Here is a 23,821-nt window from a genome sequence, read left to right as displayed (position 1 = left end):
TAAAGATTATCGGCTTTTATATCAAATAAGCAGTATTTAGCCTCTGCTATTATAATTTGGTGCTTCCTTCGTAATGGAAATATTATGTGGGTGAGACTCTCTCAAGCCTGCTCCTGTAATACGGACAAACTGAGCTTCCTGCAACTTCTCAATTGTGGCAGCACCACAGTAACCCATGGAAGCGCGCAGTCCACCGACATATTGATAAACGACTTCAGCCAGTGTACCTTTATAAGGAACACGACCAACAATACCTTCAGGAACCAGTTTTTTAATATCATCTTCCACGTCTTGGAAATAACGGTCTTTAGACCCTTTTTCCATCGCTTCAATTGAACCCATACCGCGGTAAGACTTAAACTTACGTCCTTCGTAGATAATGGTTTCACCTGGGGCTTCTTCCACTCCTGCGAATAATGAGCCGGCCATAATCGTGCTTGCCCCAGCGGCAATTGCTTTTGCAATATCGCCTGTCTGTTTGATACCACCATCTGCAATCAATGGTACGCCAGTTCCTTTCAGTGCTTTCGCTACTTCATATATCGCATAAAGCTGAGGAACACCGACACCTGCAATAATACGTGTTGTACAGATTGATCCGGGTCCGATACCAACTTTTACCGCGTCTGCACCTGCTTCAGCCAAAGCGGTTGCAGCCGCACCTGTAGCAATATTTCCAACGATGACCTGAAGTTCAGGAAATTGGGCTTTTACTAATTTCAGTTTATCGATCACCCCTTTTGAATGCCCATGTGCCGTGTCAATGGTGACTACATCTACTCCCGCCTTCACCAACGCTTCAACGCGGTCCATTGTATCTGGCGTAACGCCTACTGCAGCGCCCACCAATAAACGTCCATGGCTATCTTTAGCGGCATTTGGATAATGCTTATATTTTTGAATATCTTTAAATGTGATCAAACCTTTCAAAATTCCTTCCCTATTGACTACTGGAAGTTTTTCGATCTTTTCGTTTTGAAGAATCTCCTCAGCTTTCACCAAATCTGTTCCTTCGGGTGCCACGACAAGATTTTCTTTCGTCATCAATTCATTGATTGGTCGAAGCATATCTTTTTGAAAACGAAGGTCACGATTGGTTACAATACCGACTAACTGCCCATTTTCATTCACAACGGGAATGCCACCGATCTTGTGCTCCTTCATGATATTAAAGGCGTCTCCCACTGTTGCTGTTGCCAATAAAGTAACAGGATCCTGAATCATCCCGCTCTCGGAGCGCTTAACTTTGCGTACTTCAGCAGCCTGTTCTGCAATAGTCATGTTTTTGTGCAACATACCAATACCGCCAGCTTGTGCAATCGCTATGGCTAAATCAGCACCAGTTACCGTATCCATTGCTGCAGAAACCAATGGGATATTTAATTTGATTTTTTTTGTTAGCGAAGTACTCGTATCAACGTCACGGGGTAAAATTTCAGAATAAGCTGGAATTAATAAGACGTCATCGTAAGTGAGACCTTCTGCTACGAATTTTTGTGGATCTAATTGCATGGCAAATATGTATTGGGTTTTCTATTTGCCAGGCAAATTTAAGAAAAATAAGTAATATTAAAAAATAAAATATAGAAATTACAATCGAAAGACAAATTAGAACCATTATGAATTAAACATTCCATTTCCTTTATTTCAGACGCGATTATTTTTTGGCAAGCTATTTGCTTTCGGTAACACGAAAAGTTATTTTAATTAATGAAAATATAAAGATAAGATAATTATGAAAAAGACACTACTTTCATTAGCTGCTGTCGCAGCATTAGCATTTGGCACACAAGAAGTAAAAGCTCAATCTCCTCAACGCGCTGCAATCGGTGTGGTTTTCGACGGATCGATCGGTGACCTTTGGGGGGTTCAATACAAACAGTCAATGGGTGGCGCAAACAATGGTCAAGCGCAGGTAATGTTTGATGACCATGTGGTAGCAGTTGGTGCTGATTGGCAACATGCAAGACCTTTCCGTGGCGCTCCAGGTTTAGGTTGGTACGCAGGTGTTGGTGCACAATTAACGTTTGTAGACGTTGGCGACAACATTACTTATGTGGGATTGAGACCGCAATTGGGTCTTGAATTTAAAATTCCATCGGCTCCTATCGGTCTTCACGCTGACTGGAAACCAAATTGGACTTTAAACCATGGTTCTGATTTTGACGCTTCAACATTTTCATTTGGTATCAAATATACGTTGAGATAATAGAAGCAGCTCAAATAGCTTAAAAAAAAGGTTCTTCTCATCATGAGGAGGACCTTTTTTTATGAAATAAAATGCATAAGTATTTCTTTTTTTATTCAATTCTCCTATTTTTATGCCGTTGACCTAATTGGCATAAATAAAACTTTTCATTCTACAAAAATTTTATACCTTTGCCATTCTTGGTAAAATGTGATTAAACAAGAACTAATTATCAATTACATAAACAGTATTTAACATTATAATTAATACAATTAATAACAGACGATGCAAGGTAAAGGGCTGATTAAACTTTTAGTGATAGTGGTGTCATTAGCGTGTCTATACTCCCTATCATTTACTTGGGTGACCCGCAATGTGGAGCGCGATGCTGAGAATTTTGCCAAGGGAGACTTGGCGAAAGAGAAGAGCTATCTAGACTCAATGGCAGGTGAAGTAGTGTACAATTTAGGGTTTGCAAAATACACCTATCGGGAAGCCAAAGCAAATGAACTCGCTTTGGGATTGGATTTGAAAGGTGGTATGAACGTAACCATGGAAATCTCGTTGGACGAATTGATCCGCAATTTGGCAAACAATCCAAAAGATGAGAAATTCAACAAAGCGTTGGAACAGGCTGTAGCAAGAAGCAAAACGAGTGCTAAAACAGTCGTTGCGCTATTTATGGAAGAATACAAATCCATCGGTGCTACAACTCCACTTTCAACCTTCTTTTCAACAAAAGATAATGCTGCACTAATTAAACCTGGGGATTCAGACTCAAAAGTTGAATCATTCCTTCAAAAAGAAGCGGACAACGCCATCCAAAATTCCTACAAAGTACTTCGTACACGTATTGATAAGTTTGGTGTTGCATCTCCAAACATTCAAATTCAACAAGGTACAAACCGTATTTTAATCGAATTACCTGGTGTCAAAGACGAAAGCCGTGTGCGTAACCTGCTTCAAGGCTCCGCTAAACTGGAGTTTTACGAGACCTATACCAATCAAGAAGTTTATCCATTACTGGAAAATATCGACAAAACTTTAGCTTCTACGTTAAAAGCAGCCCCTGCTACAACAGGTACTTCCGTAGCAGACACAAGCAAAAAATCAGATGATTTGTTGTCCAACCTAACCGGTGGTAAAAAAGATGCGATAAAAGACAGTGCTGCTGTAAATCTTGGTCAGAAAAATCCACTGTTTGAAGTGTTGCGCCCAGCAGTTTATATGGGTGAAAACCAACAGATGGCACTAATGCCAGGTTCAATGGTGGGTATTGCTTCATTAAAAGATACAGCAAAAGTAAATGCATACTTGCAACGTCCGGAGGTAAAATCAATTCTCCCGGGAAACTTAAAACTTTTATGGGCTGTTAAACCTGAACAAAAGACACCTGAGCAACTATCATTATATGCAATTAAAGGGGCTGGACAAGATAATGGTGCTGTATTGACAGGAGATGTCATTACGGATGCAACAGCAAACTTTGATGAGAAAAATCAACCTGTGGTTGGTATGCAAATGAACAGCGAAGGTGCACGTGAATGGAAGAAAATTACTGCAAAAGCGGCTCAAAACAGAGATGCAATTGCGATCGTTCTTGATAATGTGGTTTATTCTGCTCCTTCTGTAAACGGTGAAATCCCAAATGGTAGTTCATCAATCTCTGGATCCTTTACGGTAGAAGACACCAAAGATTTAGCAAACGTATTGAAGGCAGGTCGTCTTCCAACGACTGCTAAAATTGTTGAAGAAGCTATTGTGGGACCTACTTTGGGTCAGGCTGCCATTGATGCGGGTGTTAACTCTGCTGTTATCGGTATTATCGTAGTAATGATCTTTATGATCGCTTACTACAATACTGCAGGTATCGTGGCAAACATTGCGGTATTGTTAAACGTATTTATCATTATGGGGGTATTGGCATCCTTAAATGCTGTACTCACCTTACCGGGTATCGCGGGTATCGTATTAACAATGGGTACTGCGGTCGATGCGAACGTCTTGATTTATGAACGTATCCGTGAAGAACTGGGCTTAGGAAAATCGATCCGTCAGGCTGTTGCAGATGGTTACAAACACGCTTTACCTTCCATCTTGGATTCGCAGATCACAACGTTTTTGATCGGTATTATCTTATTCTTATTTGGTAGTGGCCCGATCTTAGGTTTCGCGACAACATTAATGGTGGGTATCATTACTTCATTGTTTACTGCGATCCTTGTTACTCGTGTTATCTTTGAATGGATGTTGGCGAAAGATTTCAAAATCAAAGTCTCTTTCCCTTGGTCTGCAAATACCTTGCATAATGCAAACTTTAAATTCGTTCAGAAACGTAAAATCTTTTATGCGATTTCAATCGTTGCCGTGTTAATTTCTGCTGCATCCATTTTCACAAAAGGATTTAGTTTAGGAGTAGATTTCCAAGGTGGACGTACCTATACTGTTCGTTTTGATAAGCCTGTAGACTTGGAAGCTGTACGTACGAACTTGGATGATATCTTCAAGAAAACAACAGAAGTAAAAGTTTTTGGTGCAGCGAACCAGTTACGTATCACAACAACTTACCATATCGAGGAAACGTCGGACACTGCTGATAAAGAAGTATTGGATAAATTAAACCAAGGTCTATCAAAAGTAGACGCTTCCAATAAACATGAGATCCTTTCGTCTCAAAAAGTTGGGCCAAGTATTGCTACTGATATCAAGTCGAGAGCGACGAGTTCGGCAATTTTCTCTATCATCATTGTTGCAGCTTACATTTTGATTCGTTTCCACAAATGGGAATATTCAGTTGGAGCAGCTATTGCAACAATCCACGATGCGATTATTTTATTGGGCTTATTCTCTCTCTTGGATGGTATCGTACCATTCTCGCTTGATATTGACCAACACTTTGTGGCAGCGATATTAACCGTCATTGCGTACTCGGTGAATGATACAGTGGTTGTATTTGACCGTTTACGTGAATTCGTATCAAAACCAAATGCACATAATGAAGATCTCGGCGATGTCGTCAACCATGCGATCAACTCGACATTAAGTAGAACGATCATTACCTCATTAACGATTGTATTTGTTCTTGCAGTCCTGTTTATTTTCGGTGGTGAAGTTATCCGTGGATTCTCATTCGCAATCTTAATCGGTGTAATCGTAGGTACATACTCATCGATTATTTTAGCGGCACCTTCGGTATATGACTTGCGTAAAGGAAAACATTTGGCTGAAGGTAATACGGCTAAAAAAGCTGAGGTCGTAAGACCATAATAAAGCTCTTTGCAGCAAAAAAACGCATTGAGTATTGGAGTGCCCCCAAAAAGTTAGCTACTTTCTGGGGGCATTTTTTATTGCATTCAAATTACTTGTCACACTAAATATTTTAAATATATTTGTTGTGCTAAATATTTGTATGCTAAACGAAAAATTCGACCGCTATTCTTTTATTCTCGACCAAACGGCCAAGAAAGTAAAGCAATTTGCCCAATCCTCTTTTGCGGAGAAAGGATTTGATATCACTGTGGATCAGTGGACCATTTTAAAGGCTTTGTATGAAACAGATCAGCTTTCGCAAAAAGAATTGGCGAAACGCTGCGGAAAAGACCAACCCACATTGACACGGATCGTTGATATCCTTCTTAAAAAAAATCTGGCTGAACGGGTCATTGACGAAACAGACCGTCGGAGCCTTTATTTGCACTTGACGGAAGAAGGAAAATTAAAAGTAGCATCGCTTTCACCAATTGTTGCGGAGATTCGTATGAAGGCCTGGAAAAATTTGACAGCGGAAGATTTTGACGCTTTTACAAGGATTTTGAACACAATATATAACAACTTAAATATAGAATAGCTATGATAAATACGGATATCTGTATCATTGGAGCAGGACCTGTTGGCCTATTCGCTGTTTTCGAAGCTGGGCTTTTAAAAATGCGCTGCCATTTGATTGATGTGTTACCTCAGGTAGGCGGACAGCTTTCGGAGATTTACCCGCACAAACCTATCTATGATATACCTGGTTATCCAAGTATAACCGCACAGGAGCTGATCGATAAGCAGCTTGAACAAATTAAACCTTTCGACCCTACTTTCACCTTAGGTGAGCGTGTAGAACAAATATCCAGACAGGACGATGGCTCTTTTATCGTGACAACTAATGAACATACAACTGTTCACACACAGGTTATTGTTATCGCCGGAGGCTTGGGCTGTTTTGAGCCGCGCAAACCGGAGATTCCGAATCTTCATCTCTTTGAAGGAAAAGGGGTAGACTATATGGTAAAAGATCCCGCCAAGTACCGGGATAAAAACATTGTTATTGCGGGTGGAGGCGACTCAGCTCTAGACTGGACCTTTCACCTCGCGGATATTGCGCAGCAGGTAACTTTAATACATCGGAGCGATTCCTTCCGAGGTGCCCCCGATTCGGCAGAGAAAGTATTCAAATTGGCCCAACAGGGGAAAATCAATTTATTGCTTTCCCACAGTCTGACCAATATTCACGGCAATGGCAGTTTATCACATGTTGAAACAGCAAGTAAAAACAAAGAAGTTATCGCTATAGAGGCAGACTATTTTATCCCTTTATTTGGCCTGACACCTAAACTTGGTCCAATTGCTGATTGGGGATTGCAAATTGATAAAAATGCCATTGAGGTCAATACTTTTGATTACTCCACCAACGTAGAGCGTGTTTACGCAATCGGAGACATCAATACGTATCCCGGCAAGCTGAAACTCATTCTTTGTGGATACCATGAGGCAGCCCTGATGTGTCAAAGCGCTTTTAAATTTGTCTATCCAGACCAGAAACTTACATTCAAATACACAACAGTAAACGGAATAAATACATTTTAGTTATGGAAGATAATTTAATTAAAATTGGTGTTGTTGACCGCGACGGGAGCGAAAATATACTGGAGATACCCACAGACATCAACCTTTCACTGATGGAAATTTTAAGAGCATCAGAATATGAAATATTGGCAACCTGCGGTGGGATGGCTTTATGTGCTACCTGCCATGTTGAGGTTATTGAAGGTCTAGAATCGCTTGCTCCAGCGAGCGATCAGGAGCTCGATATGTTAGACACGCTCCCCGATGCTGATGATCAAAGTCGGCTCGCCTGTCAGCTTTATCTACAGAATTGCAACAACGGTATGAAAATCAAGATAAAAGGTGCATTGCAGTCGTGATCTCATGGTGTATTTTATACACCATGAGATCACGACCAACATCTTTTTTTTTAGACAGTAACAGGTCGACATAAAAGACTAAAAATCAAACACCTACAAAACATATGATTGAAAGATTTAGCCTTTTCACAATAAATTTCACAACATATCGGCGCAATAAATAAATATTTTTTAGTTTTTTGAAGCAAAATTTAAGATATTTGCAGCTTAATTCGATTGTACCGAATTTTTACAACAAACTATTAAAAATATGCCAAGCAATAGTTCAAATAGAAAATTCCCAAGAGTAATCATTATTGGTGCTGGATTTGGAGGAATTGAAGTTGCTAAAAAGCTTAAAAATAAGGAAGTTGAAGTTCTGTTGCTGGACAGAAATAACTTTCATACTTTTCAACCTTTGATGTATCAGGTAGCCACGGGTACTCTTTCGGCGGATTCTATTTCTTTCCCTGTCCGCAAAATGTTCAAAGGCCAAGACAACTTCCGCTTTAGACTTGCTGACGTAAAGAGTGTAGATAATGAGGCCAAAATTGTAAGAACAGACGTTGGTGATTTTGACTATGATTATTTGATTGTTGCTACAGGTGCCACAACGAACTTCTTCGGCAATCAACAAATCACGAAATATGCTTTGCCAATGAAAAACATACAAGAAGCATTAAACATTCGTAGCTATGTTTTACAGAACCTGGAAGAGGCGGTACGGATAGAAAACCCGGCTGATCGTAAAGCCAATCTGAACTTTGTTATTGTTGGAGGTGGTCCGACAGGTGTAGAACTTTCGGGTGCAATCGCAGAAATCAAAAACAACGTTCTTGAAAAAGACTATCCAGAATTAAAAAAATCTGAGATGTCGGTTTACTTAGTCGAAGGACTTCCAAAAGTATTGGCCAATCTGTCTGAAAAATCTTCCAAAGATTCGGAAAGATACCTGAAAGATCTAGGTGTAGAAGTGTTATTGAATGTTCAGGTAACAGGATATGATGGTAATTCGATTACTTTCGCCGACGGCAGAAGCATTGAAACAAAAACTGTGATCTGGGGTGCCGGCGTAGCTGGCCAATATCCTGATGGCTTCAAGAAAGAAATTATCCAGCGTGGTAACCGTATACAGACTGACGATCAATGTCGCGTTATCGATATGCCAGGTGTTTATGCCATTGGTGATGTTTCGGCGTTTATTACAGATGATCTTCCTCGTGGCTTACCTGGTGTTGCACCGGTAGCTCAACAACAGGGAGCATATGTCGCTAAACACCTCCTCCAAACGATTTCCAATCAACCAACTGAGAAATTCAATTATTTTGACAAAGGCTCAATGGCTACTATAGGCCGTAATAAAGCGGTAGTTGATATGGGAAAAATTCATTTTAATGGATTCTTTGGCTGGATGACGTGGATGTTTGTCCACTTGATGTCCATTTATGGATTCAGAAATAAACTAATCACTTTTGTAAACTGGTCAATTAAATTTTTCACAAAAAACAGTGGTGTACGTTTAATATTCCACAAGTATGATGAACCAGTTCCGGAAAAAAATCAGGCAGAAACAGTGCACTAGTCTTTTGATAGTATTTTCAACCTGAAATTAATCATTACCCCGACAGCGCCATGATAGCAAGATCATGGCGCTGTCTTTTTTATCCCCCTCTTATCTGCTTATCACTGGAGATAAGGTTGTACTCGCTGAATATCTAATCCACATCACAACATTAGCGTTCCACTGACTTGTCAACTCCAACCTCTATTTATTGGATTCTTTGTTTCGACTGTCATTGATTTCAAAAACAAATGTTTCATCCTTGTCTACAGGGTCATCCAATTTAAAATAACTTCGCCTAGCACGTAACATTTACAGATTATATTCGTTAAATTTAAAGACAGTTTTTTCCAGATAGAATTTACTTTCATAATATCTTTTTTTGATGTATAACCTCAAAAAGATTAATTTTTTTTGGTAGGTTTGCATATTATTCTAAAATAGCTTAAGGATTAGCAGATGGGCTTATTTAATTGGTTTACGCAAGAAGTTGCGATTGACTTGGGTACTGCAAATACCCTAATAATTCATAATGACAAAGTAGTAGTTGATGAACCTTCTATTGTTGCATTTGACCGCACCACAAATAAAGTGATCGCCATTGGCCGCCAAGCCATGCAAATGGAGGGTAAGACACACGACAATATAAAGACAGTACGTCCTTTACGTGATGGAGTAATTGCTGATTTTACGGCTGCTGAGCATTTGATCAGAGGAATGGTAAAATTAGTAAACAATGGCAAGAGCTGGTTTTTCCCTTCGCTTCGTATGGTTGTTTGTATTCCTTCTGGTATTACAGAGGTGGAAAAAAGAGCGGTACGCGACTCCGCTGAAATTGCTGGTGCTAAGGAAGTCTATTTGATTCACGAGCCCATGGCCGCTGCTGTAGGTATAGGGATTGATGTGGAAGAACCGATGGGTAATATGATTATTGATATCGGTGGTGGTACTACCGAAATAGCAGTCATTGCTTTGTCGGGTATCGTATGTGACCAGTCTATTCGCGTTGCGGGTGATAACTTTGACTCCGATATCGTTCAATACATCAGACGACAACACAACATCATGATTGGTGAACGTACGGCTGAAAAAATAAAAATTGAAGTGGGTGCTGCTCTTCCGGAATTGCAGGAACCACCCGCAGATTTTGCTGTTCAAGGGCGTGATTTGATGACTGGTGTTCCTAAACAAATCACTGTTTCTTATACCGAAATAGCCCATTGTCTGGATAAATCCATCTCAAAAATTGAAGAGGCGATCTTAAAAGCTTTAGAAATTACTCCCCCAGAATTATCAGCAGATATTTATCAAACAGGTATTTACCTGACTGGCGGTGGTGCGTTATTACGCGGTCTGGACCGTCGTATACAAGCTAAGACTAAACTTCCAGTGCACATTGCTGAAGACCCATTACGCGCTGTCGTAAGAGGAACTGGTATTGCACTTAAAAATATCGGACGATTTAAATTTTTGATGCAATCCTAACCGTTCGATAATTAATAACAATATTTTATTAAAGAGCGATATAATATGCAAAACTATTATATCGCTTGCTTATTAAATACCCACATTAAAAAATGAGAAACCTTTGGTTATTCCTAAGACGATATAATGCATTCTTTTGGTTTATCCTCTTTTTTGGATTCTCTTTATTTTTGGTCATCACCAATAATTCTTTCCAACGTAATTCGGTCTTAAATTCTTCGAATAGTATCATCGGAGGCCTTTATGCAAAAGTCAATTCCTGGAAAAGCTATCTTCACCTCGATGAAACTAACGATGCGCTCGCAAGAGAAAATGCGCAATTGAGAAAGGACTTACAGGCCTATCGGTCAACTGACAGCATCAACATTGGTCCTGTACCAGCTATTGATAGCAGCGAATTTGGGCGTTATGAATTTATTATTGCGAATGTCATCAACAACAGCATTCACCAAAAAGCAAATACAATTACACTTGATAAAGGGAGTAAGGATGGTATCGAGCGCGGAATGGGTGTGATCGCCCCCAATGGTGTAGTAGGTATTGTCTTAAATGTCTCACCCCATTTCTCGACGGTTCAATCATTGTTGCATCCTGACACGAGAATATCGGTTACGCTCGGTCATACTGAAGTATTTGGTTCGTTGGTGTGGGGCAATAGCATGGACTATCGCGCGGCAATGGTCAAGGAAATCCCAAATCACATTAAAGTCAACAAGGGGGACAAAGTATATACCTCAGGATATTCGGGCCATTTTCCAAAAGGGATTTTTGTTGGAACTGTCATTCAGACGGGTATCTCCTCCGGAGATGCTTTTTTAGATCTTAGAATACTGTTAAGTACCAACTTCTCCAACTTACAGCATGTGTATGTTGTAAAAGACCTGTTAAATAACGAATTAAAAACACTAGAAGAATCGACAAAGGACAATGGCTAGGATTTTAATATTTAATATTATTCGATTTATCGTGTTGATAGGCATGCAAGTTTTCCTATTTCAAAACATCGGTTACTACAATCTGGTCGCGGCATTTCCTTACATTTTGTTTGTTTTTTTGCTTCCAACGGGAACGCCTAATTTTCTGGTTTATTTGATCGCATTTCTAACTGGACTCACCGTAGATTCTTTTTATGATACTTTAGGTGTCAATACTGCGGCCTGTGTTGCATTAGCTGCTTTCCGCATTTTCTTCATGAAAATTACACTCGAAGTGGAAGAACGCGAATCTTTTTTCACCCCAATGTTGGGATTCATGAATATCCGTTGGTTCTTTTCTTATATCTTCTTCGGAACATTGATTCATCATACATTTTTGTATTTATTGGAATCTTTTTCCTTCCAACACATCCAATACACCTTATTGAGTATCGTTTTAAGTTGTATATTTACAGTAATTATCATGCTATTATTTAGCATATTATTCTACAAAAAGAAAGATCGGTTATAGTAGATCGATGGATAGAAATTCATTTCTATGAACAGTTTTTTTGCGCGCAAGTACGTCGTTTCCGGAATCTTTATCGCCATCACACTGACTCTGATGGCCCGCTTATTTTATTTGCAGATCATAGACGATTCCTACATACATTCTGCCAACAGTAATGTGATGCGCAAGGTCATTGTTTACCCTGCCAGGGGGGTTATACTGGATCGAAAAGGAAAGGTGCTGGTTCAGAACGAACCGGTATATGACCTTATGGTCACCCCACGTGAAGTAAAAGAAATTGATACGGCACTGTTTTGCAAATTGATAGATATCGATAAAGAAGGCTTTATCAAACGGATGGAAAAGGCTAGAATACACTCGCCTTATCGTGCATCTATCTTTGAAAAACAGCTTTCTGTACGGACATGGGCCCAATATCAGGAGTATCAATATCAATTTCGTGGTTTCTATGTGCAGAAGAGAACAATCAGAAGTTATCCCGATAGCATAGCGGCTCAATTTTTGGGTTATGTCAGTGAGGTAAATGACAAGGACATTGAACGCTCCAATGGATTTTATCGAAGTGGTGACTATATTGGCCGCAGCGGTGTAGAGCGTTCCTATGAAGACCTCATTCGTGGGAAACGCGGTGTTAATAACCTGATGGTCGACGCGCTGAATCGCCCCAAAGGTGTATTTATGGAGGGGAAATACGACACACTCGCCGTTGCAGGGGAAGGACTGGTTTCCTCTTTAGATAAAGACCTTCAAATCCTAGGGGAAAACCTGATGAAAAATAAATTGGGGTCCATTGTTGCTATCGAACCTTCAACGGGTGAAATCTTGGCCTATGTCAGTAGTCCGAGCTATAATCCAAACATGATGGTGGGACGACAATCTGGCAATAATTATATGAAATTATTGAAGGATGAAACGAAACCGCTGTTTAACCGTCCTATTCAAGCTTCTTACCCGCCAGGATCTGTATTTAAGGTGGTATCTGCATTGACAGCGCAACAGGCGGGTGTGATTGATCGCAACACGGTATTCTTCTGCCCGCATGGGTACAGTTATGGCGGTGGACGTGGATGGATGGGCTGTACGCACTATCATGGATCGACTACTTTACAGCGATCGGTAGCCGTATCATGCAATACTTATTATGGTTTTACGTATGCCAAAATGATTGATGGACGTGGCCTTTCGGGACCTAAAGCTTATGATTTATGGCGCAATGCAGTAACCCAGTTTGGGATTGGCCATAAACTGGGCATTGATCTACCCGGGGAGAAACCAGGTTTATTGCCGACATCAGATTTTTATACCAAACGATACGGTAACGATAAATGGCGTTCAAGTTTCAACATTTCCTTATCCATCGGGCAAGGGGAAATGGGAATAACGCCATTGCAAATGGCCAATATCATGGCTATCGTTGCTAATAAAGGGTTTTACTACAGACCGCATTTGATTAAAGGAATTGGAGAAAAGAAAATTGCCAAGAAGGAATTCACGGAAAAAATAAGTGCCGGTGTCGATGAAAAATACTATCCTGTAGTTATTCAGGGCATGAGCGATGCTGTTAATACACCTGAGGGAACAGCTTGGTCCAATCGTATTCCGGGGATCGAAATGTGTGGTAAAACAGGTACAGCTCAGAACCCGCATGGGGAAAACCATGCTGTTTTCTTTGCTTTTGCACCGCGGGAAAATCCTAAAATCGCCATTGCTGTCTTTGTTGAAAATGCAGGTTACGGTGGAACATGGGCGGGACCTATTGCAAGTATGATGGTCGAGAAATACCTCAAAGACACCATCACTGCTCCTAAGTATATCCAGGATCGCATCTATAATGCAAATTTTCTTCCTGCGCCTAAAAAAGTGGTGGATCCAAAGGCTACTAAGGATGTAAAAAAAACAGACTCAGTCAAATCCAAAACGGACACGTTAAAATCTAAACGGCAACTGGCCGCTGTGACGAAACCAAAAGAAACAATTGTTCACCATAGCGAGATAAAGAGAAGATATGAATAATCAAAAAACTAGTTTCTTTGGGAAGATAGACTGGCTGACCATAACCCTTTGGCTCGCGCTATGCTTAATTGGCTTATTCAATATCCGTGCTGCTGTGTTTAACCCCGAACTGCCCAATTTCTTTACATTGGGTACGAATTATGGAAAACAGTCTTTATATCTTGTTTCCGCTATTATCTTGGGGGTATCCATTTTGATCATAGACGCTAAATTTTTCAGCTCGGCTTCACCAATATTTTACGGTATAACTGCTGTACTGCTTGTGATCGTATTGGTCGTAGGACGAAATGTTGGTGGAAATCAGGCCTGGATCGACCTCGGTTTTTTCCGCTTACAACCTTCGGAGTTTGCGAAACTTTCGACCTGCCTGTTGCTGGCCAACTTTTTAAGTTCTCAAAGCAATAAGGCTCCAACCATGCAGACTTTGGCTATGGGGGCCGGTATTGTATTATTCCCTGTATTTCTGGTGATGTTACAACCCGATACTGGATCTGCGCTCGCATTCTTTTCGTTGATTTTTGTATTCTACCGAGAGGGCTATGTGAATAATGAGCTTCTGATATTTGGAGGTCTCTGCATTTTGCTTTTCGTCCTTGCTTTATTGGTCAATCCATGGATACTTATTTTGGTTTTGGCATTACTCATTGGCCTTGTGATGTGGAACTACCGCAAGAGAAGGAAATACATTATTAATCTCAGTATACTTTTTGCGGCGTGTGCAGTATTTATTCTCTGTGTGGACCTCGTGTATGACCATGTCTTACAATCGCATCAACGTGATCGTATTGACATCATTTTAGGCAAAATGGAAGATCCTAAGGGAAAGGGCTATAATTTGAACCAGTCTAAAATTGCAATTGGATCGGGACAGCTTTTGGGAAAAGGTTATTTACAGGGAACCCAGACAAAATATAACTTCGTACCTGAGCAAAGTACAGATTTTATTTTCTGCACGGTTGGAGAGGAATGGGGCTTTGTCGGATCGGTTACCTTATTACTGATCTATCTCACGCTACTGTTACGCATTATTCACATTGCCGAACGACAGCGTTCGGCCTTCGCCAGAATCTATGCATATGGTGTAGCCTCCATTCTATTTTTTCACTTGTTTATTAATATCGGCATGACAATAGGTATTGTACCCGTTATCGGGATACCACTACCTTTTATCAGCTACGGGGGCTCGTCTTTGTGGAGTTTTACGATTTTGCTGTTTATCATGCTTAAATTTGATTCAAATAGAAAAGGAATTNNAATTCCTTTTCTATTTGAATCTTGTCCACAGCATCAACTCCTTTATCGCATCCGCCGCGAAGCGGCTATTACACAAGTTGTTCTCCAAAAAAATTAAATGCGCGCTAAAACGAGCTGTATAGCCTTGTCGACAACTTGTTCGGGCGTGGAAGAAAAATGACCATCTACCCTGTTTGCCAAAATAGCATTGATGGATAAAGCTTGATGTCCAAACATTTTGGCCAATGCGTAAATACCAGCAGTTTCCATCTCCAGGTTAGTTAAGCGTAGCGCTTTATATTGAAAAGAATTTACTAAACTCACAAAATTAGGAATGCTATTATTTGCCCTCAAATGGCGCCCCTGGGGTGCATAAAAACCCGGTGCAGTTAATGTGATCCCCTTGGGTAGGTCAAAAGCGATCTGCTCCTGAAGACTCCTACTGCCTTTGGCAACGTAAGGCTGTAAGTTCAATGCTGAAAAATACTTATCTAATTCCGCCTGAAGCCCTTTCTCTTCATCGTCATAAGCAGCCTTATAATAGTTCATCAAGGCATCAAGACCTATACCGTAAGAAGAGGCCAAAATAGTTCCCATTTCAACATCTTGTTGTACAGCCCCTGAAGTTCCAATGCGTATTATATCCAGCGAGGTCAACGCGGACTTCACGGTTCTACTGGCAAAATCAATATTTGCAAGCGCATCCAGTTCATTCAATACGATGTCTATATTATCCGTACCTATACCAGTGGATATTACGGTTAGCCGTTTATTCCCCAAATACCCGGTATGTGTAATAAATTCACGCTTTCCTTTTTTGAGTTCAATGCGATCAAAGTGTGCCGAAACTTTCGCCACGCGGTCTGGATCACCTACGGTAATTACGGTATTGGCCAGGTCTTCTGGCAACAAATTCAGATGGTAAATACTGCCATCTGCGTTTAAAACTAATTCCGATTCGTTAATCATAGCGTATATAAATAAGTTAACTGACAACCCTCGATTTTAGCGAACCGATCAACAATTCGATTGACCTGCATTTTTCGGACTTCAAACTCCAGATAACACTGATTGTCAAATTCCTGCTTATCAACGTCGATCCCCTCTTCTTTAATTATCCGCATGACATCATTCATATGGAGGTAATCGAAGGTGACACCATAATGGTCATTGACTGTGCGTTCGCTAATTTCTGCTCGAATTAAAGCGTCCTGGGTGGCCGACTTGTAGGCATTAATCAAACCTGGTACCCCCAACAATGTACCGCCAAAATACCGTACAACAATCACGATAATGTTGGTGACATCCATAGACAATAGCACATTTAAAATAGGGCGTCCTGCCGTTCCCGACGGTTCGCCATCATCATTCACTCGAAAGACAGCTCGGTCTGGTGTTAAACGATAAGCCCAACAATGATGTCTCGCTTTGGGATGGATTGCTTTCACTTCCAAGAGCAACTCTTTGAGTTGATCTTCCGATTTAAAAGGAAAGGCGTAGGCAATAAACTTACTACCTTTATCCCTAAAAATCCCCTCATATTTTGCACCAATAGTCCGATAAGTATCTTCAAATAAACTCATAGATATGCTATGATTAAAACTGAAACAATAGAAAGCGCTATACCAAGATAATTTAATAGCGATAACCTTTCTTTAAAAAATAAGACGCCAATTAAAGCGCCCAAGGAAATCACGCCGATGTTCATACCGGTAAATACAACAGAAGGGTTTTCTGGCAAAGCCCGATGTGCTTTCATATAAAATAGAATATTACAAAAATTGAATACTCCCAAAACCAGTCCATATCCCACAGCTTTTTTCGAAAAACCTTGCCTTTCCACGAAAAGAAAATAGAGCAACAGTAACATTGCAATAAACATCGCCATTACAAAGATAATAAACATGGAGCTGATATAGGGTATACTGACATGTAGCGCGACTTGCTTAAAAAGAATATCAATGATACCCATACCAATGAATACCAACATGGGATAACGTGCTTTATAACGGCTATCTGTTGCCAATCTACTAGGCTTATTTCTCTGCCAACCAATCGAACATAAAATTGCCAATAAACCAGTCGCTATTCCAAGCATTTTATGGCCTTCCATTTTTTCATGAAACAAAAAAAAAGAAGCCAAAAGTGGTATAAATAACGACAAACGCTGTGCGACTTCTGTCTTGACCAAACCGCTGTACCGAATGGATAAAGCTATAAAAACAAACATTCCCGGGAGTAGTACCGCAAGGAATGTATACAAAGTAACCGGCATATCGTCCCATGCTAGCGATTTTAAGTCAGGTTTCAGCACGAAATAGGTCAGTGCAACGGCCATAGGGTAATTCCAAACAATAACTTGTTTGGTTTCGACTCCATTTTGTCTTCCCAATTTCAATAAAACCGCTACGGTCACACTACAAATAACACTTAATAAGACAAAAATCATTATTCAAAATCTATTTATTTCCAGCGTCCACGATTTCCCCCGAACGAGCTGATATTCCAATTTCAAAAATAAATATGCACACAGCATATGCTGTGTTGATGTGTAAGATATTAGATAGCCCTGTCCGACCAAATCCCGATTGATAAATTTTTCCCCAAGATACACATAAGCAATAAATCTTCCATACCGATCGTGCTTTCTTAGATTAAATATCAATTTCGCATGATATCTGCCTTTGATCGAATTGAAATATTGGCGTACCCCTACCCTTAATAACCTATTTATTCCATAAAAATGAATTCGCTTGACATACAACTCAGAAATTGATCCAAGGAAATGAGTTTCTTCTTCGCAAAAAACAAGGATAAAAAACTGTAAATATTAGCATAAAAAACACATTTTTTAAACAAAAAAACATAATAAAAAAAACATAATTTATATGAAATATTAAACGATAAAATCAATCAAAAAAAAGCTTAAAATAAATTAAAAAAACACATAAAATATTAAAAATCAATAATATAAAAAAAATTTGAATCAACAAATAATGTTATAAAAATGATTAAAAATGAGACTTTAAAAAGCTTAAAAAAAACACAATAATATAGAGGTAAAAATAGAATAAAATTTATTTTTTCTTTGATATATAAAAAACATTCGTACATTTGAAATATCAAACAATAGCAGGATGAACAAAACATATACATATTTCTATTTTAGCTTCTTTTATTTTAACCATAAGAGCCGGGATTAGATTGTGTATAAGTCATAAGAACACAAACAAAAGAGTCCCGGTTCGAATGATCGGGACTCTTTTTGTTTGGAGACAAAACAGCAAACAAAAAAACAATGAGTTTAAAAATTGCAATACAAGGCGCAAAGGCATCATTTCATGAAGAAGCTGCATTTAAATTTTTCGGAAGAGAAGTTGAAATTGTCGAATGTGATTCGTTTAAGAAAACTTGTGAATTGCTGAAGCAGAGAAAAGTCGACTATATCGTTATGGCGATCGAAAATTCAATTGCCGGAAGCCTATTACCAAACTATAATTTGCTAAGAGATTACAAGTTTCATATTACTGGCGAAGTCTACCTAAACATTCAGCAGAATCTCATGGTATTGCCTGGAGTGAAATTAAAAGATATCAAACATATCGAATCGCATCCGATTGCTATTCGCCAATGTGAAGAATTTCTTTCAGAGCTGGAAGGAGTACGTATAACGGAGGGTTCTGACACTGCGGCGACTGCAAAAATGATTGCTGAGCGCAAATTAACTGACACAGCTGCAATCGCAGGCACACTGGCCGCTGAGGTTTACGGGCTTGAAATCCTGGAGAAGAGAATCGAAACCAATAAAAAGAATGCTACCCGCTTTTTGGTATTATCGAATGAGGTAGTAGAACATAAAAATGCAAATAAAGCATCATTATCTTTCCAAACAGGCAATACGGTCGGATCTCTAGCAACCATTTTACAATGTTTTGCAGACCAAAATATCAATCTGAGCAAAATTCAGTCGATGCCCGTCATTGGGAAGCGCAATGAGTATGACTTTTTCGTCGACGTGGAATGGAAAAAGCAGACGGACTACGAAGCAGCTATCCGGAAAGTTCTCAAACATAGTATCAATTTCAATATTATGGGCGAATATGTCAAAAACGAAAAATTATAATTAACAATAGCATATATAACATAGATAATCAAACTTAACATGAAAAATACATTAGACATCACTCCTTTAAAATCTTGGTTGGACACAGGAGACAAACCTTTAATCATTGCAGGCCCTTGTAGTGCTGAAACAGAAGAGCAGTTGGTATCAACAGCACATTTGTTGGCAAATACAGGAAAAGTAAATATTTTACGTGCCGGCATCTGGAAACCACGCACTCGTCCTGGAGAATTTGAGGGTATTGGTTCAATTGGCCTAGAATGGCTAAAAAGAGCAAAAGAGGAGACTGGTCTATTAACAGCGACTGAAGTTGCTACAGCGAAACATGTGGAAGAAGCTTTAGCTGCTGGTGTGGATGTGCTATGGGTAGGTGCACGTTCAACAGCGAATCCATTTACTGTCCAAGAAATCGCTGATGCTTTACAAGGTATAGATATTCCGGTATTCGTTAAAAATCCTGTAAACCCAGATTTATCTTTATGGATCGGTGCATTGGAACGTATCAATCGTGCTGGTATTAAAAAATTGGGTGCTATCCATAGAGGCTTCTCTTCGTACGAAAAAACCGCATTTCGTAATGAACCGATGTGGGATTTAGCAATCCAATTAAAAACCGCTTGTCCTAACTTACCAATCATTAACGATCCAAGTCACATCTGTGGAAACCGCGAATTGCTACCGTATATCGCACAAAAAGCAATGGATATGGATATGCAAGGATTGATTATCGAATCGCATATCGACCCATCTGTTGCATGGACTGATGCTAAACAACAAGTTACTCCTGCTGCATTAGCCGATTTGATCGATCACTTAACTTTACGTAAGGCGGCGTCCGACAATCCTTCATTCGAAGACAAATTAGCTGAATTGCGTAGCAACATCGATAAATTAGATGACTTAATCATCCAAAAAATTGGGGAACGCATGAAAATTGCAGAGAAAATCGGAGAATACAAAAGGGATAACAATGTTACTATCTTACAAGTAAACCGTTGGGATGAGATTGTTCAAAAACGCACCAAATTAGCAGAGGCGCTTTCGTTGGGAAGTGAATTTGCGACAAAATTCCTCGAATTAATTCACAACGAATCTATTCGCAAACAAAATGTGGTCATGAACACTCAGGAACAACCAACAGCAGAAGCATAATGAATCAACAAGTCATCACGCTGACGCATCCTTCAAAAAAAATACAGGGTACGGTTCAACTCACAGGTTCAAAATCTGAGAGCAACCGTGCTCTTATTATCCAATCATTGAGCAAAGGACAAGTTGAAATAGCCAACCTTTCTGAAGCTGCAGATACGGTAACGTTAAACCATGTGCTGCAGATTGCTTCCGATCCGAAACCAGGATTCAACACGATTGACATCGGTCCCGCAGGAACGGCCATGCGATTCTTAACGGCTTACCTCAACCTTGTCAAAGGAAATTTTATCCTTACAGGTACGGAACGCATGCAACAGCGTCCTATAGGTATATTGGTTGATGCCATGAAAGAGATTGGCGCTGACATCCACTATGAAAAGAAAGTCGGATACCCTCCTTTGAAGATTGAGGGCGGGCTGTTTCAAGGAAAAGACCGTGTCAAGATTAAGGGAGATATCAGCAGCCAATATATATCAGCCCTCTTATTAATTGCACCAGCATTAAAAAAAGGGCTTACTTTAGAGATTGAGGGTGAATTAACCTCCAAACCTTACGTATCCATGACGTTGGATATGTTAAAAAGTGTAGGAATTCAACATGAGTGGACGAACAACGCGATTAAAATTGCGCCGCAGACATTTGATAAACAAACAATATATGTCGAGCCAGATTGGAGCGCTGCTTCCTATTGGTACGCTATCGTCGCACTGGCAGATGCGAATGCATCGATCGTATTGCCTGGATTAAGAAAAAATAGCTTACAGGGTGATATTGCGATTATAAGCATTATGGAGCATTTCGGTGTACAGTCAAGCTTTGAATCAGACGGATTACATTTAAATAAAAAGTTAATCGATTCGGACATAAGCTTATTCAACTTTAAAGAATGTCCCGATCTCGCACAAACTGTGGTTGTTGTCGCGGCTGCGTTAAAACGCGATGTATCCTTTACGGGCTTGGAAACTTTAAAAATCAAGGAGACTGACCGTATTGCAGCACTGCAGAAGGAAATTGCGAAATTTGGAGCCGAGCTGATTGAAGATGGCGATACCTACCACCTGAAAACAGCACGGGTATATCAGCCTGAAGAGGTCACCTTCGATACTTACGAAGATCACCGCATGGCGATGGCGTTCGCACCACTGGCATTAGTTTTTGACCAGATTAAGATCGCTGAACCTCAAGTTGTAGAAAAATCATATCCTGATTTTTGGAATCATTTACAAGCGCAAGCTTTTGTCATTGACTAGTAGATTAAAACAGGGATTAAATCAACATTAATCCCTGTTTCCACCTATTGTACCCCAACAGGCTTTTCGCCTGGGACAAAATCATGCAATACAATCCTTAAGGTTTAGGACAGGTGGCAAATCCATAAATTTGTATTCCTTCTCAAGCTTTACAATTGCATATAAAGGCAAATTTATTTAAGTTTATTGAAATTTAATTTTTATGGCAGGAAATTCATTTGGCGACTTATTCAGAATAAGTACTTTTGGCGAATCACATGGCAAAGCTATCGGTGTAATTATTGATGGTTGCCCTTCAAATATAATAATAGACGAGGATTTTATCCAATCCGAGCTCGACAAACGAAAACCAGGTCAATCCAAAATCACGACGCAAAGGAAAGAGAGTGATACAGCGCAAATATTATCCGGTGTATTCGAAGGAAAATCAACAGGTACACCTATTGCGATTGTCATTCCAAATGAAGATCAGCGTTCGAAAGATTACACACATATCAAAGATATTTTCAGACCTTCTCATGCTGATTTCACCTATCAGATGAAATATGGCATCCGTGACTATCGCGGTGGAGGGCGTTCTTCTGCAAGGGAGACTGCTGCTCGTGTTGCTGCTGGTGCTGTTGCGAAGAGCTTTCTAAAACAATTTGGTATAGAAATCTTTGCCCACGTTTCTGGAGTTGGTACTATTGAAGCACAAAATGTGGATACAAAAGATCTAAAGAGCCTTCTTGATTTACGGGAATCCAACATCGCACGTTGCGCGGATCCAGCAACAGCAAATGAAATGGTTGAATTTATCGATTCTATCAGAAAAGCTGGTGATACTGTTGGTGGACGTATATCGGCTGTCATCAGACATGTCCCCGTAGGCTTAGGCGAACCCGTCTTTGATAAACTACATGCGGATCTGGCCAAGGCAATGATGAGCATCAATGCTGTACATGGTTTTGAATATGGTTCAGGTTTTGCTGGATCAGAGTTGCGAGGTTCCGAACATAATGATATATTTGTAGCAGATGACCATGATTTAACTCGAGTGCACACGCATACCAACTTCTCTGGAGGTATTCAGGGCGGGATTTCAAATGGTATGGATATTACGTTCAAAGTAGCATTTAAGCCTGTTGCCACTATCATGAGAGATCAAGAGACGGTAGATGTCCATGGCAACCCTGCTATTGCTAGTGGCAAGGGAAGACATGACCCTTGCGTTGTTTCGAGAGCAGTAATTATTGTGGAAGCCATGGCAGCACTTGTAATCGCGGATCATCTACTTAAAAATCAAAGTTACAAACATGCTGCAAGATAATTATGTCGTAGGTGTTGATATTGGAGGCACACATATTTCTGCCTGTATCATTGACACAAAACAATGGAATATATACCTAGAAAACGTGGCCAGAAACCACGTTTTTTCTCAAGGAGATGCTAAAACGATTTTACAAACCTGGGCGTCAGCTATTAGTGATATCATAGCCACCTCTCCTGCTCCTATTCAGTTCATCGGAATTGCCATGCCAGGACCATTTGACTACGAAAATGGAATATCCAAGATACAAGGACAAAGCAAATATGACCATCTTTACAACCAAGATATCAAAACTCTGTTAGCTAAGGAACTGGGACTTTCTCCTATGTCTATTCACTTTATCAATGATGCAGCTGCTTTCTTACAAGGCGAAATATTCGTACAACAACTGCAAACGAATAAGCGGATACTAGGAATTACATTGGGCACTGGGCTTGGGTCTGCGGTTTGGAATAAAGGCGAGAAGGCTTTTGATGCGGCCTTATGGAATAGCCCTTATGAAGATTGTATCTTTGAGGAGTTTCTGGTTACGCGATGGTTCGTAAAACGTTTCAAAGAAATAGCAGGTAAGGATGTGACAGGACTGAAAGAAATTTTAGATCATTATAGGGAAACTGCGGAGTTTCAAATCATCAAAGATGAATATGCTAAACATCTATTTGATTTTATGCAGTTTTTCTCGGACAAACATTCATCTGAACTATTTATTGTAGGTGGCAATATTGCAAAAGCACTGCCTATTTTCATCGCGGATCGAAAAGAATTTGAAAGATTCCAAATTTACACGGCCATACTCGGCGAAAAAGCGGCAATGATCGGTGCTGCAAGTATATTCAGCTAAGAAATCAATCCAACGCTTAGCATATTGGCATTGGTCATTCAGAAAAATA

Annotated in this window: 20 protein-coding genes and 1 pseudogene; 16 read left to right on the top strand and 5 right to left on the bottom strand. The window is 39.9% G+C overall.

Going from position 1 to position 23,821, the window contains the following annotated elements:
- Nucleotides 1–36: 36 nt before the first annotated feature.
- Nucleotides 37–1,512, bottom strand: coding sequence for an IMP dehydrogenase (gene guaB / locus B3E00_RS12055; RefSeq protein ID WP_209578787.1), 1,476 nt, complete (start codon nt 1,510–1,512; stop codon nt 37–39).
- A gap of 223 nt (nt 1,513–1,735) precedes the next feature.
- Between guaB and B3E00_RS12050 the strand changes: the two genes are divergently transcribed.
- The 11 genes and pseudogenes from B3E00_RS12050 to rodA form a co-directional block, all read left to right on the top strand.
- Entirely contained in the window at nt 1,736–2,209 is a 474-nt protein-coding gene (locus tag B3E00_RS12050; RefSeq protein ID WP_209578788.1) for a hypothetical protein, read from the top strand.
- Between the two features lie 264 nt (nt 2,210–2,473).
- The gene (gene secDF, locus B3E00_RS12045; RefSeq protein WP_293938547.1) at nt 2,474–5,455 is read left to right on the top strand and encodes a protein translocase subunit SecDF; all 2,982 of its coding nucleotides are present in this window, start codon (nt 2,474–2,476) and stop codon (nt 5,453–5,455) included.
- Nucleotides 5,456–5,597: 142 nt separating this feature from the next.
- Nucleotides 5,598–6,035: a MarR family winged helix-turn-helix transcriptional regulator gene (locus tag B3E00_RS12040; protein ID WP_209578790.1), complete on the top strand. Its 438-nt coding sequence runs from the start codon at nt 5,598–5,600 to the stop codon at nt 6,033–6,035.
- 2 nt (nt 6,036–6,037) lie between these two features.
- A complete protein-coding gene (locus B3E00_RS12035; protein WP_209578791.1) occupies nt 6,038–7,042 on the top strand; it encodes an NAD(P)/FAD-dependent oxidoreductase in 1,005 nt (334 codons plus the stop codon).
- 2 nt (nt 7,043–7,044) lie between these two features.
- A complete protein-coding gene (locus tag B3E00_RS12030; protein ID WP_209578792.1) occupies nt 7,045–7,380 on the top strand; it encodes a 2Fe-2S iron-sulfur cluster-binding protein in 336 nt (111 codons plus the stop codon).
- Between the two features lie 250 nt (nt 7,381–7,630).
- Entirely contained in the window at nt 7,631–8,941 is a 1,311-nt protein-coding gene (locus B3E00_RS12025; protein WP_293885665.1) for an NAD(P)/FAD-dependent oxidoreductase, read from the top strand.
- 438 nt (nt 8,942–9,379) lie between these two features.
- Nucleotides 9,380–10,405 (top strand): rod shape-determining protein, encoded by a 1,026-nt coding sequence (locus B3E00_RS12020; RefSeq protein ID WP_046671815.1) that lies wholly within the window; start codon nt 9,380–9,382, stop codon nt 10,403–10,405.
- Nucleotides 10,406–10,497: 92 nt separating this feature from the next.
- Entirely contained in the window at nt 10,498–11,340 is an 843-nt protein-coding gene (mreC, locus tag B3E00_RS12015) for a rod shape-determining protein MreC (protein ID WP_209578794.1), read from the top strand.
- Nucleotides 11,333–11,851 (top strand): rod shape-determining protein MreD, encoded by a 519-nt coding sequence (locus B3E00_RS12010; protein ID WP_209578795.1) that lies wholly within the window; start codon nt 11,333–11,335, stop codon nt 11,849–11,851. Before mreC ends, B3E00_RS12010 begins: the two co-directional genes overlap by 8 nt.
- Before the next feature lie 27 nt (nt 11,852–11,878).
- Nucleotides 11,879–13,864 (top strand): penicillin-binding protein 2, encoded by a 1,986-nt coding sequence (gene mrdA, locus B3E00_RS12005; protein ID WP_209578796.1) that lies wholly within the window; start codon nt 11,879–11,881, stop codon nt 13,862–13,864.
- Nucleotides 13,857–15,116, top strand: a pseudogene (gene rodA, locus B3E00_RS12000) (rod shape-determining protein RodA); the annotation flags it as partial. The gene mrdA and the pseudogene rodA, both read left to right, overlap by 8 nt.
- Before the next feature lie 95 nt (nt 15,117–15,211).
- On the opposite strand, the gene B3E00_RS11995 reads toward rodA, so the two are convergent.
- Genes B3E00_RS11995 through B3E00_RS22235 form a run of 4 tightly spaced genes read right to left on the bottom strand, consistent with a single transcriptional unit; the run spans nt 15,212 to nt 17,762 of the window.
- A complete protein-coding gene (locus B3E00_RS11995; protein WP_209578798.1) occupies nt 15,212–16,066 on the bottom strand; it encodes a nucleoside phosphorylase in 855 nt (284 codons plus the stop codon).
- The gene (locus tag B3E00_RS11990; protein WP_209578799.1) at nt 16,063–16,680 is read right to left on the bottom strand and encodes an IMPACT family protein; all 618 of its coding nucleotides are present in this window, start codon (nt 16,678–16,680) and stop codon (nt 16,063–16,065) included. The genes B3E00_RS11995 and B3E00_RS11990 overlap by 4 nt, the downstream gene beginning before the upstream one ends.
- Nucleotides 16,677–17,546, bottom strand: coding sequence for an EamA family transporter (locus tag B3E00_RS11985; protein ID WP_293885661.1), 870 nt, complete (start codon nt 17,544–17,546; stop codon nt 16,677–16,679). Before B3E00_RS11985 ends, B3E00_RS11990 begins: the two co-directional genes overlap by 4 nt.
- Nucleotides 17,547–17,549: 3 nt before the next feature.
- A complete protein-coding gene (locus B3E00_RS22235; protein WP_409530114.1) occupies nt 17,550–17,762 on the bottom strand; it encodes a thermonuclease family protein in 213 nt (70 codons plus the stop codon).
- A gap of 633 nt (nt 17,763–18,395) precedes the next feature.
- Between B3E00_RS22235 and B3E00_RS11980 the strand changes: the two genes are divergently transcribed.
- The 5 genes from B3E00_RS11980 (at nt 18,396) to B3E00_RS11960 (ending at nt 23,772) form a co-directional block, all read left to right on the top strand.
- The gene (locus B3E00_RS11980) at nt 18,396–19,220 is read left to right on the top strand and encodes a prephenate dehydratase (protein WP_209578802.1); all 825 of its coding nucleotides are present in this window, start codon (nt 18,396–18,398) and stop codon (nt 19,218–19,220) included.
- A 39-nt stretch (nt 19,221–19,259) separates the two neighbouring features.
- Nucleotides 19,260–20,372, top strand: a complete 1,113-nt coding sequence (locus B3E00_RS11975; RefSeq protein WP_209578803.1) for a chorismate mutase — start codon at nt 19,260–19,262, stop codon at nt 20,370–20,372.
- Nucleotides 20,372–21,622: a 3-phosphoshikimate 1-carboxyvinyltransferase gene (aroA, locus tag B3E00_RS11970; protein ID WP_209578804.1), complete on the top strand. Its 1,251-nt coding sequence runs from the start codon at nt 20,372–20,374 to the stop codon at nt 21,620–21,622. Before B3E00_RS11975 ends, aroA begins: the two co-directional genes overlap by 1 nt.
- A gap of 202 nt (nt 21,623–21,824) precedes the next feature.
- The gene (gene aroC / locus B3E00_RS11965; protein WP_209578805.1) at nt 21,825–22,931 is read left to right on the top strand and encodes a chorismate synthase; all 1,107 of its coding nucleotides are present in this window, start codon (nt 21,825–21,827) and stop codon (nt 22,929–22,931) included.
- Nucleotides 22,918–23,772, top strand: coding sequence for an ROK family protein (locus B3E00_RS11960; protein ID WP_209578806.1), 855 nt, complete (start codon nt 22,918–22,920; stop codon nt 23,770–23,772). Before aroC ends, B3E00_RS11960 begins: the two co-directional genes overlap by 14 nt.
- Nucleotides 23,773–23,821 lie beyond the last annotated feature (49 nt).

The sequence above is a fragment of the Sphingobacterium sp. UBA5996 genome (assembly GCF_002429765.1).
Taxonomy (GTDB): Bacteria; Bacteroidota; Bacteroidia; order Sphingobacteriales; family Sphingobacteriaceae; genus Sphingobacterium.
This window is presented reverse-complemented; position numbering and strand designations above follow the sequence as displayed.

Coding starts and splice junctions, on each gene's coding strand:
- guaB (WP_209578787.1), bottom strand. CDS start 1,512: ATGCAATTAGATCCACAAAAATTCGTAGCAGAAGGTCTCACTTACGAT.
- B3E00_RS11995 (WP_209578798.1), bottom strand. CDS start 16,066: ATGATTAACGAATCGGAATTAGTTTTAAACGCAGATGGCAGTATTTAC.
- B3E00_RS12020 (WP_046671815.1), top strand. CDS start 9,380: ATGGGCTTATTTAATTGGTTTACGCAAGAAGTTGCGATTGACTTGGGT.
- B3E00_RS12010 (WP_209578795.1), top strand. CDS start 11,333: ATGGCTAGGATTTTAATATTTAATATTATTCGATTTATCGTGTTGATA.
- aroA (WP_209578804.1), top strand. CDS start 20,372: ATGAATCAACAAGTCATCACGCTGACGCATCCTTCAAAAAAAATACAG.
- B3E00_RS11960 (WP_209578806.1), top strand. CDS start 22,918: ATGCTGCAAGATAATTATGTCGTAGGTGTTGATATTGGAGGCACACAT.
- B3E00_RS12040 (WP_209578790.1), top strand. CDS start 5,598: ATGCTAAACGAAAAATTCGACCGCTATTCTTTTATTCTCGACCAAACG.
- B3E00_RS11975 (WP_209578803.1), top strand. CDS start 19,260: ATGAAAAATACATTAGACATCACTCCTTTAAAATCTTGGTTGGACACA.
- B3E00_RS12025 (WP_293885665.1), top strand. CDS start 7,631: ATGCCAAGCAATAGTTCAAATAGAAAATTCCCAAGAGTAATCATTATT.
- B3E00_RS12050 (WP_209578788.1), top strand. CDS start 1,736: ATGAAAAAGACACTACTTTCATTAGCTGCTGTCGCAGCATTAGCATTT.
- secDF (WP_293938547.1), top strand. CDS start 2,474: ATGCAAGGTAAAGGGCTGATTAAACTTTTAGTGATAGTGGTGTCATTA.
- B3E00_RS11980 (WP_209578802.1), top strand. CDS start 18,396: ATGAGTTTAAAAATTGCAATACAAGGCGCAAAGGCATCATTTCATGAA.
- B3E00_RS11985 (WP_293885661.1), bottom strand. CDS start 17,546: ATGATTTTTGTCTTATTAAGTGTTATTTGTAGTGTGACCGTAGCGGTT.
- B3E00_RS11990 (WP_209578799.1), bottom strand. CDS start 16,680: ATGAGTTTATTTGAAGATACTTATCGGACTATTGGTGCAAAATATGAG.
- B3E00_RS12035 (WP_209578791.1), top strand. CDS start 6,038: ATGATAAATACGGATATCTGTATCATTGGAGCAGGACCTGTTGGCCTA.
- mreC (WP_209578794.1), top strand. CDS start 10,498: ATGAGAAACCTTTGGTTATTCCTAAGACGATATAATGCATTCTTTTGG.
- B3E00_RS12030 (WP_209578792.1), top strand. CDS start 7,045: ATGGAAGATAATTTAATTAAAATTGGTGTTGTTGACCGCGACGGGAGC.
- aroC (WP_209578805.1), top strand. CDS start 21,825: ATGGCAGGAAATTCATTTGGCGACTTATTCAGAATAAGTACTTTTGGC.
- mrdA (WP_209578796.1), top strand. CDS start 11,879: ATGAACAGTTTTTTTGCGCGCAAGTACGTCGTTTCCGGAATCTTTATC.